The 276-nt window shown below is 55.4% G+C and carries 1 pseudogene; it reads left to right on the top strand.

Going from position 1 to position 276, the window contains the following annotated elements:
• Positions 1 to 276, top strand: a pseudogene (locus ACYQ3S_RS15735) (replication initiator protein A); the annotation flags it as partial.

Below are 276 nucleotides of genomic sequence, written 5' to 3'. Positions count from 1 at the left end.
TCTATCCCATCGCGGAGATAGCCGAAATACTGGATAAGGGCAGCACCACCATAAAGGGGGCGCTTAATGAACTGGACATGGCGGGGCTGCTGGAACGGGAACGGGGCGGCTTCTCCGCACCGAACCGGCTTTATGTCAAAGTGCCGCGAGTGCCACAGGTACAGTTTTCCGACCAACTGATGGCCGGAAATCCGACCCTCATAGAGCCGGAAAACCGTCCTACTGATGGTCAGAAAACCGACCTTATGATGGTCGGAAAACCGTCCCCTAACCAAA

The organism is Agathobaculum sp. TL06 (assembly GCF_054658635.1).
This window is presented reverse-complemented; position numbering and strand designations above follow the sequence as displayed.